Annotated in this window: 8 protein-coding genes and 2 pseudogenes; 7 read left to right on the forward strand and 3 right to left on the reverse strand. The window is 72.9% G+C overall.

Going from position 1 to position 8961, the window contains the following annotated elements; genetic code table 11:
* Positions 1-275, reverse strand: a pseudogene (locus tag G3I41_RS05825) (DUF4190 domain-containing protein); the annotation flags it as partial.
* A 112-nt stretch (positions 276-387) separates the two neighbouring features.
* On the opposite strand from G3I41_RS05825, the gene G3I41_RS05830 reads away from it, so the two are divergent.
* The 5 genes from G3I41_RS05830 to G3I41_RS05850 all read left to right on the forward strand — a co-directional run bounded on the left by G3I41_RS05830 (position 388) and on the right by G3I41_RS05850 (position 5373).
* Positions 388-1422 carry an adenosine deaminase gene (locus G3I41_RS05830; RefSeq protein ID WP_164399232.1) on the forward strand — a complete coding sequence of 345 codons (1035 nt, stop codon included), beginning with the start codon at positions 388-390 and terminating at the stop codon, positions 1420-1422.
* A 24-nt stretch (positions 1423-1446) separates the two neighbouring features.
* Positions 1447-2157, forward strand: coding sequence for a glycerophosphodiester phosphodiesterase (locus G3I41_RS05835; protein ID WP_164399233.1), 711 nt, complete (start codon positions 1447-1449; stop codon positions 2155-2157).
* Between the two features lie 56 nt (positions 2158-2213).
* Positions 2214-3359: a histidine kinase gene (locus G3I41_RS05840; protein ID WP_164399238.1), complete on the forward strand. Its 1146-nt coding sequence runs from the start codon at positions 2214-2216 to the stop codon at positions 3357-3359.
* Positions 3356-4087, forward strand: a complete 732-nt coding sequence (locus G3I41_RS05845; RefSeq protein ID WP_164399234.1) for a response regulator transcription factor — start codon at positions 3356-3358, stop codon at positions 4085-4087. Before G3I41_RS05840 ends, G3I41_RS05845 begins: the two co-directional genes overlap by 4 nt.
* Before the next feature lie 95 nt (positions 4088-4182).
* Entirely contained in the window at positions 4183-5373 is a 1191-nt protein-coding gene (locus G3I41_RS05850; RefSeq protein ID WP_164399235.1) for a serine hydrolase domain-containing protein, read from the forward strand.
* 1 nt (position 5374) lies between these two features.
* Here G3I41_RS05850 and G3I41_RS05855 read toward each other — a convergent pair whose 3' ends face one another.
* The gene (locus G3I41_RS05855) at positions 5375-5905 is read right to left on the reverse strand and encodes a hypothetical protein (RefSeq protein ID WP_203600278.1); all 531 of its coding nucleotides are present in this window, start codon (positions 5903-5905) and stop codon (positions 5375-5377) included.
* A gap of 104 nt (positions 5906-6009) precedes the next feature.
* A complete protein-coding gene (locus G3I41_RS05860; protein WP_164399236.1) occupies positions 6010-7449 on the reverse strand; it encodes a gamma-aminobutyraldehyde dehydrogenase in 1440 nt (479 codons plus the stop codon).
* A gap of 255 nt (positions 7450-7704) precedes the next feature.
* Between G3I41_RS05860 and G3I41_RS05865 the strand changes: the two genes are divergently transcribed.
* A complete protein-coding gene (locus G3I41_RS05865) occupies positions 7705-8442 on the forward strand; it encodes an ATP-binding cassette domain-containing protein (protein ID WP_164399237.1) in 738 nt (245 codons plus the stop codon).
* Positions 8424-8961, forward strand: a pseudogene (locus G3I41_RS05870) (hypothetical protein); the annotation flags it as partial. The gene G3I41_RS05865 and the pseudogene G3I41_RS05870, both read left to right, overlap by 19 nt.

Consider the following 8961-nt stretch of genomic DNA (forward strand, 5'->3'; position numbering starts at 1 on the left):
GGGCCGGGGTTTCCGGGGCCGGAGCCCTCGGGGCCGGGGTTTCCGGGGCCGGAGCCCTCGGGGCCGGGGTTTCCGGGGCCGGAGCCCTCGGGGCCGGGGTTTCCGGGGCCGGGCTTCTTGTCCAGGGGCACGCGGCCGGCCGGCGGCGCCGGGCTGTCCGAGGGCTCGGGGCTGCCCGGGACCGCCGGGTTCGCACGGGGCGTGCGCCGCTCCGGCGGTGCCCAGGGGTCGAGCGGTGCGGCCCCGTCCGCAGGCTGATCCGTGTTGTCTGACATGGGCCTCCCCCATCGTGATGCGGTCATGCTACGGGCCCGTCCTACGATGGCTTCCGTCCCCCGGTCGCCCCACGGCCGGAGCCCGTCACACTCCACGCCCACGGAGGCCCCGATGACCGACCTGCACCCCTTCATCGCGGGGCTGCCCAAGGCCGAGCTCCATGTCCACCACGTCGGTTCGGCCTCCCCCCGTATCGTCGCGGAGCTGGCCGCGCACCACCCCGACTCCAAGGTCCCCACCGCCCCCGAGGCGCTGGCCGACTACTTCACCTTCACCGACTTCGCCCACTTCATCGACGTCTACCTCTCGGTCGTGGACCTGATCCGCACCCCGGAGGACGTCCGGCTGCTGACGTACGAGGTCGCCCGTGACATGGCCCGGCAGAACATCCGGTACGCGGAGCTGACGGTCACCCCGTTCTCCTCGACCCGGCGCGGCATTCCCGAGCAGGGCTTCATGGAGGCGATCGAGGACGCCCGCAAGGCGGCCGAGCGGGAGCTGGGCGTCGTACTGCGCTGGTGCTTCGACATCCCCGGCGAGGCCGGCCTGGAGGCCGCCGAGGAGACCACCCGGCTCGCGGTGGACCTGCGGCCCGAGGGGCTGGTGTCGTTCGGCCTCGGCGGGCCGGAGATCGGCGTGGACCGCCCGCAGTTCAAGCCCTACTTCGACCGCGCGATCGCCGAGGGCCTGCACTCCGTGCCGCACGCCGGGGAGACCACGGGCCCGCAGACCGTCTGGGACGCGCTGACCGAGCTGCGCGCCGAGCGCATCGGCCACGGCACCAGCTCGGTCGCCGACCCGAAGCTCCTCGACCACCTCGCCGAACGGCGCATCGCCCTGGAGGTCTGCCCCACGTCCAACATCGCGACCCGGGCGGTGAAGGACATCGAGCAGCACCCGGTCCGCGAGATGGTCGAGGCCGGGGTGCTGGTCACGATCAACAGCGACGACCCGCCCATGTTCGGCACCGACCTCAACAACGAGTACGCGGTGGCCGCCCGCATCCTCGGCCTGGACGAACACGGTCTGGCCGCACTCGCGAAGAACGCCGTCGAGGCGTCCTTCCTGGACCCGGCCGGCAAGCGCACGCTGACCGACGAGATCGACACGTACACGGCCAACTGGCTGCGGAGCGCCGGGCGGTGACCCCCGGGCGGTGACAATGGCCGCATGCCCATCGCCACGCCCGTCACCGCCGTCGCCCACCGAGGCGATCCGTACCGCGCCCGCGAGAACACCCTGCCCTCGATCCGCTCCGCACTCGCACGGGGCGCGGACGCGGTGGAGATCGACGTCCGGATCACCCGGGACGGGGTGCCGGTCCTGCTGCACGACGACACGCTGGACCGGCTGTGGGGCCGTGATCTGCGGCTGGACCGGCTCGGCCACCAGGAGCTGACCGAGCTGACGGCGGGCGGCGTGCCGACGCTGCGCGAGGCGCTGCTCGCCGCCGGCGCGCACCGCGTGATGATCGACCTGCCGGGCTCCACCGCGGAATCGGTGAAGCGCACGGTGGGCGTGGTGCGGGAGTGCGGGGCCGGGGACCGGGTCTACTACTGCGCCGGGCCCGAGGCGATGCTTCGGGTGCGGGCGGCCGATCCGTCGGCCGAGATCGCGTTGACCTGGACCACGCTCGCTCCGCCCCGTGCGACGCTGCTCGACGCGGTCCGGCCGCGGTGGCTGAACTACCGGTTCGGGCTGGTCAGCAGGGAGCTGACGGACCGCAACCACCGCGACGGGCTGCTGGTCTCGGCCTGGACCGCCGACACCGGCCGGACGATGCGCCGGCTGATCGGCGACGGCGTGGACTCCGTCACCACCAACCGGATCGACGTACTCCGCAAGCTGATCGACCGGAACACCGCCGGGAGAAGACCGTGATACGCCCCCGTACCGCCTGGCGGAGGCTGCGGGAGAGCGGCGGCCCGGGGCCCCGGGTGACCGACATCGGTGTGGTCCTGGTGGTGCAGGCGGCGGTGTCGGTCCCGTGGGTGCTTCCCCGCGACCCGCGCCTCGAACCCGCGACGGTCTCCGCGTACCTGCTGACCACCCTGACCGTGCTTCCGCTGCTGTGGCGGCGCCGTGCCCCCGTGCGGGTGCTGCTGGCGGTGGTCGTGGCGCAGAGCCTGTACGGGCTGGCCCTCGACGGCCCGGGGCAGACCCTGCCGTACACGGGTCTCGTCGCCCTCTACAGCGTCGCGGCCTACGCCCCGGCCCCGGCGCGCCGGATCTGCGGGGCGCTCACCCTCGCCTTCGTCTTCCCCTCGGTCGCGTCCAACACGGGCGAGGCCCGGGAGCTGGTCTTCTCGCTGATGGTGTTCACGGCGGCGTACGGGTTCGGCCGGTTCACGGACACCCGCCAGGCGTACACCAGGGCCGTCGAGGACCGGGCGCGGCAGCTGGAGGTCACCCGCCGGATCGAGGCCGAACAGGCGGCGGCCCGTGAACGGGCCCGCATCGCCCGGGAGATGCACGACATCCTGTCGCACGCGGTGAGCCTGATGATCGTGCAGGCGGAGGCGGGCCCGGTGGCGGTCCGTACGGCTCCGGAGCGGGCCGAGGCGGCGTTCGACGCGATCTCGGAGACCGGCAGGGACGCGATGGTCCAGCTGCGCCGGATGCTCGGCGTGCTGCGCGAGAGCGAGCAGGGGCCCGGGGCGCCCCGCTCCCCGCAGCCGGCCCTGGCCGGACTGCCGGCGCTGGTGGAGCGCGTACGCTCCAGCGGCCTGGCGGTGACCCACACGGTGACCGGTCCGGAGCGCCCGCTGCCCCGGGACACCGACAGCGCCGTGTTCCGGATCGTGCAGGAGGCCCTGACCAACACGGTCAAGCACGCCGCCGCCTCCGAGGCCGGCGTCCTGCTGGCGTACGGGCGGAGCAGCCTGACCGTCTCGGTGACCGACGACGGCGGCGGCCCGGGGGCGGACCCGGGTTCCGGCCACGGCCTGATCGGCATCCGGGAGCGGGCGGCGGCGCACGGCGGCAGCGCCCGCAGCGGTCCGGGGCCGGACGGGCGGGGGTTCCGGGTCGACGTGACGCTGCCGCTGGAACCGGTAACGTCCCCGGCGGAGGTGGCACGTTGACGATCCGTGTCGTGGTGGCGGACGACCAGGAGCTGGTCCGCAGCGGTTTCGCGATGATCCTGGACGCCCAGCCGGACATCGAGGTGGTGGCCGAGGCGGGCGACGGGGCGCAGGCGGTGGACGCGGTGCGCAGGCTGGAGCCGGACGTGGCCCTGCTGGACATCCGGATGCCCGTCCTGGACGGCATCGGCGCCTGCCGTGAGATCAGCGCCCGGACCGCCTGCCGGACGGTCATGCTGACGACGTTCGACTCCGACGCGTACGTGTACGAGGCGCTGCACGCCGGGGCGAGCGGCTTCCTCCTCAAGGACGTCCGCCGGGACGACCTCGTGCACGCGGTACGCGTGGTGGCGGCGGGCGACTCGCTGCTGGCGCCCTCGGTGGCGCGGCTGCTCATCGCCGAGTACACCTCGCGCCCGGCGCGGGCGGCGGCGGATCCGGACGAGCGGCGGCTCGGCGTGCTCACGGCCCGGGAACGCGAGACGCTGCTGCATCTGGCGCGCGGGCTGTCCAACGCGGAGATCGCGGCGGCGATGGTGGTCAGCGACCACACGGTGAAGACGCATGTGGGCAACGTGCTGTCCAAACTGGGCCTGCGCGACCGCGTCCAGGCCGTCATCTGCGCCTACGAGACCGGCCTCGTCGCTCCCTCGCCGGAGGGAGGGCAGCCGTCCTCCTCCCCCGCGCAGGGGAGGAACGAGCCCGCCGGGAACCCCCCGCTCCGGTGATCCGCGAAGGGCCTCCCGGTCCGCAGGATGGGATCAACAACGGCGCGGTCCCCGGGACTTCGCCACCACGGATCTCGCTGCCTGGAGGCATCACGATGAACGCCCGCATCCGCCGTACCGTCCTCGCCGCCGCCCTGGTCGCCGGCCTCGCGGCGGGCACCGCGGGCCCGGCGCTCGCGACGGGCTCCCCGACGCGCACCACCGCACCGGCGGCGGCCGGCACGGACACCGGAGCCCTGAGCGACCTCATAGCCGGGCTCCCCGACGACGGGGCGACGGCCGCCCTGATCCGGCTGGGCGGCGCCGGGGGTGCGTGGCACGGCTCCGCCGGGGTGCACGACCTGGTGACGGGGCGTCCGGCGGACCCGGACGCGCGCTTCCGGGCGGGTTCGGTGACCAAGGTGTTCACCGCGGCGACCGTCCTCCAGCTCGCCTCTGAGCGGAAGCTGAGCCTGGACCGCCCGGTCCGCTCGTACCTGCCGGAGCTGATCCCGGCGGCGTACGGGGCCGTGACCGTACGCCAGTTGCTGAACCACACCAGCGGGCTGCCGTCGGCGGACTATCCGGGCGACACGGTGGAGGAGTGGTACGCCAACCGGTTCCACCGGTTCGACGCCCGCGAGCTGGTCGCCTCGGCCACCGCCAAGCGGCCCGAGTTCCCCGCGGGGACGCGGCAGCACTACCTCAACATCAACTACACGGTGGCCGGGCTGCTGATCGAGAAGGTCACCGGGCACGGCTACGAGGCGGAGGTCTCCCGGCGCGTCCTGGCCCCGCTGGGTCTGCGCGGCACGTCGTTCCCCGGTCCCGACCCGCGCATCCACGGACCGCACAACCACGGGTACCAGCGCATGCGGCTGGAGGACGGCACCACCGTGCTGCGGGACGTCAGCGTGTGGAGCCCGACCGACGGCTGGGCGGCCGGGGACATCATCTCCACCACCGCCGATCTGGAGCGCTTCCTGACCGCACTGTTCCAGGGCCGGGTGGTACGCGGTCCGCTGCTGGAGGAGATGTTCACGCTGCCGGATCCGTCGGTGCGCGACTTCGTCAGCGGCAAGGCGCCCTCGTTCAGCGCCGGCCTGTCCACCTGGAAGCTGGGCGGCCGCCAGGTCTGGGGCAAGACCGGCGGCCGCTGGGGCTACAACTCGGGAATCGGCGCCACGCGCGACCTCTCCCGCACGCTCGTCTACAGCATCAACTCCACGGACGCGAAGGCCGAGGGGGACAACTCCCTGGTCATGGGCGTGGTCGGCACGGTCTTCGGGGCACCCTCGGCCGACTGAGTCAGGCGGCCACCGGCTCCGCCGCCGGGGCCCTCTCCAGAACCTCCAGGCGCTTGATCATGCGGTGCACGACCAGCAGCGGGCTCACCCCGAAGACGCCGAACGACATGTCGATGACGGACCACCAGAACGGGATGTCCCGGATGGGGCCGCAGATCAGCGCGAGGGGGATGATCCCGGCGCAGGCGATCATGCCGAACTCGATCACCCAGATGTTGCGGACCGGGTCGCGGAAGGGCCCGTAGAAGGCGACCGCGATGACCAGGTGGGCGAAGGCCAGCCAGTCGGTGCCGTACAGCACGAAGGGATACCGGGCGTCGGCCTCGTCGAGGCCGGTGCGGACGCGGGTGATCCAGTCCAGCAGACCGGGAAAGTGCTCGGGGACGGGAGAGGCCGAGGACGTCAGCAGGTCCTCGGCCCAGCGCAGCTCGTGGACGAGCGGGAAGGCGGTCAGCCCGCTCAGAACCAGACAGACGATGAAGACGGCCAACCACACGCGTATACGCCTTCGCAAGGCGTGTCGCTCGCTCATGTCCGCAGCGTACGCCCGCGTTCACCGGCTCCTCACGCCCCCCTGCCAGAGCCCCGAGGCCCCGTGCGAACCGGCCGGTTCGCACGGGGCCTCGGCGGTATCGCTCAGCCCTCGATGGACGTCATCACGTGCTTGATGCGCGTGTAGTCCTCGAAGCCGTAGGCCGAGAGGTCCTTGCCGTAACCGGACTTCTTGAAACCGCCGTGCGGCATCTCGGCGACCAACGGGATGTGGGTGTTGATCCAGACGCAGCCGAAGTCCAGGTTCTTCGACATCCGCATGGCGCGCGCGTGGTCCTTGGTCCACACCGAGGAGGCCAGGGCGTACTCGACGCCGTTCGCCCATTCCACGGCCTGCGCCTCGTCGCGGAACGACTGAACGGTGATGACCGGGCCGAAGACCTCGTGCTGGACGATCTCGTCGTCCTGCTTGAGCCCGGAGACGACGGTCGGGGCGTAGAAGTAGCCCTTGTCACCGACCCGGTGGCCGCCGGCTTCGACCCGGGCGTGGGCGGGAAGGCGCTCGATGAAGCCGCTGACCTGGGCCAGCTGGTTGGCGTTGTTGAGCGGGCCGTAGAGCACGTCCTCGTCGTCCGGCCGCCCGGTCTTCGTGTCGGCGGCGGCCTTGGCGAGCGCGGTGACGAACTCGTCGTGGATCGACTCGTGGACCAGTACGCGCGTGGCGGCCGTGCAGTCCTGCCCGGCGTTGAAGTAGCCCGCGACCGAGATGTCCTCGACGGCCTTGGCGATGTCGGTGTCCTCGAAGACCACGACGGGCGCCTTGCCGCCGAGCTCCAGGTGGACCCGCTTGACGTCCTTGGCGGCCGACTCGGCGACCTGCATGCCGGCCCGCACCGAGCCGGTGATGGAGGCCATCGCCGGGGTCCGGTGCTCGACCATCGCGCGGCCGGTGTCACGGTCGCCGCAGATGACGTTGAAGACGCCCTTGGGCAGGATCTGCCCGATGATCTCGGCGATCAGCACGGTCGAGGCCGGCGTCGTGTCCGACGGCTTGATGACCACGGTGTTGCCCGCGGCGAGCGCCGGGGCGAACTTCCAGACGGCCATCATCATCGGGTAGTTCCACGGCGCGACCTGGGCGCATACGCCGACCGGCTCGCGCCGCACGATGGAGGTCAGCCCCTCCATGTACTCACCGGCCGAGCGCCCCTCCAGGAGCCGGGCGGCGCCCGCGAAGAAGCGGATCTGGTCCACCATCGGCGGGATCTCTTCGGTGCGGGTCAGCCCGATCGGCTTGCCGGTGTTCTCGGACTCGGCGGCGATGAGGTCCTCGGCCCGCTCCTCGAACGCGTCCGCGATCTTGAGCAGGGCGCGCTGGCGCTCGGCCGGTGTGGCGTCGCGCCAGGCGGGGAACGCGGCCGCGGCGGCGGCCATCGCGGCGTCGACGTCGGCGGGGCCGGAGAGCGGCGAGGTCGCGTAGACCTCCTCGGTCACCGGGTTGACCACGTCGATCGTCCGCCCGTCGGCGGCGTCCCGGAACTCCCCGTTGATGTAGTTGCGCAGACGGCGTACCTCGGCGGTCACGGCCACCCCTCCTCGTGTATGTCCAATGGGTGAGACGACCAGCGTAGTCGGGTGCCACCGTGCGGTGCCGGGCAAGGCACCTCCCGGAGCCCGGAGCGGCCCGGATGCGGCCGATCGAGTGGGAAGAGGCGGGCCCGGGCCGCGTGCTGTCCGCTCACCGCGATCCGAATCCTTACGGTGCCGAGTGACCGATCGGCCCCCTCTTCGTTCCCCCGTACGGGGACGGGATATCTGATCTGAACCGAGGTGTACGCCATGGTGGCCCCGCCGGACAACGATGTGATCTGGGCGCGTTCCCTGCAGCACTCCCACAACGGCTCACCCGCGCTCGGCGGGGTCTCCCTGGGCATCCGCGACGGCGAGATCCTCGCGGTGACCGGTCCGCGCGGCAGCGGCAAGACGACGCTGCTGCACTGCCTCTCCGGCCAGCTGGTGCCCGAGCAGGGCGAGGTCTGGTTCAACAGCGTGCCCGTGCACACGATGGGGCCGAGGCTGCGCGAGAGGCTGCGCCGCGACAAGTTCGGCTGGATCGCCCCCGAGCCGCAGCTGGTCCCGGAGCTGAACGCCTGGGAGAACACGGCCCTGCCGCTCCTGCTGCGCGGCGCCTCGCACCGGGAGGCCAGGACGGCCGCCATGGAGTGGCTGGAGCGCCTGGACATCGGCCCGTGCGCCAAGAAGCGCCCGCACACCCTCCAGCAGAGCCAGCGGCAGCGGATCGCCGTGGCCCGGGCGCTGGCCGCCGGCCCCTCGGTGATCTTCGCCGACGAGCCGACCGCGACGCTGCACCGCACGGACCGCACCCACGTCCTGCGGACCCTGACCAGCGCCGCCCGCTCGCACGGGATCACGGTGGTGCTCGCCACGCACGACGCCGAGATCGCCGCGCTCGCCGACCGCGTGGTGCCCCTGCTCGACGGGCGCCGCGTCTCCACCGTCGGCCTGCCCGCCGAAGCCGATCCGGAGGGGCGCGCGGCGTGCTCGCTCTCCGTCTAGCCCGCGGTTCCCATCCGCTGGTCCTGGTGCGGCGGCTGCTGGTCGCGGCCGCCTCCGCCGGGGTCGGCTTCCTGCTCCTGTGCACCCTCGGCTACACCTCCGCGCACCCGCACTCGGCGGGCGCGGTGCTGCGGTTGTTCTGGTGCTTCGTCCCGCTGGCCGCGACCGTGCAGTTCGCCGTCGCGGTGGCCCGTACGGACCCGAGCACCCGGCCGCGTACCGGGCTGTCCGCCGTGGGCCTCGGCCCGGTGAAGCTCAGCGTGCTCGCCGCGGTCTCCACCGCCGTCTCGTGCACCCTCGGCTCCGCGGTGGCGCTGCTGTTCTTCCTCCATCTGCGCGGCGACCTGTCCGGGCTGCCGTTCGACGGGGCCGCCGCCGACCTGCTCGGCGCGGACGCCTCGTTGCCCGTCGCCGCCGTACTGGTGCTGCTGGCCCTGGTGCCGGTGGCGGCCGCGACGGCCAGTGCGCTGGCGCTGCGCGGCCGGGCCACGGGCACCGCCCGCGAGACGGACGACGGCG

It is taken from the genome of Streptomyces sp. SID9727, assembly GCF_010550605.1.
Classification (GTDB): domain Bacteria; phylum Actinomycetota; class Actinomycetes; order Streptomycetales; family Streptomycetaceae; genus Streptomyces.

Excerpts from the sequence above, each read along its gene's own strand:
- G3I41_RS05830 (WP_164399232.1), top strand. The coding sequence starts at position 388 with ATGACCGACCTGCACCCCTTCATCGCGGGGCTGCCCAAGGCCGAGCTC.
- G3I41_RS05835 (WP_164399233.1), top strand. The coding sequence starts at position 1,447 with ATGCCCATCGCCACGCCCGTCACCGCCGTCGCCCACCGAGGCGATCCG.
- G3I41_RS05850 (WP_164399235.1), top strand. The coding sequence starts at position 4,183 with ATGAACGCCCGCATCCGCCGTACCGTCCTCGCCGCCGCCCTGGTCGCC.
- G3I41_RS05855 (WP_203600278.1), bottom strand. The coding sequence starts at position 5,905 with ATGAGCGAGCGACACGCCTTGCGAAGGCGTATACGCGTGTGGTTGGCC.
- G3I41_RS05865 (WP_164399237.1), top strand. The coding sequence starts at position 7,705 with ATGGTGGCCCCGCCGGACAACGATGTGATCTGGGCGCGTTCCCTGCAG.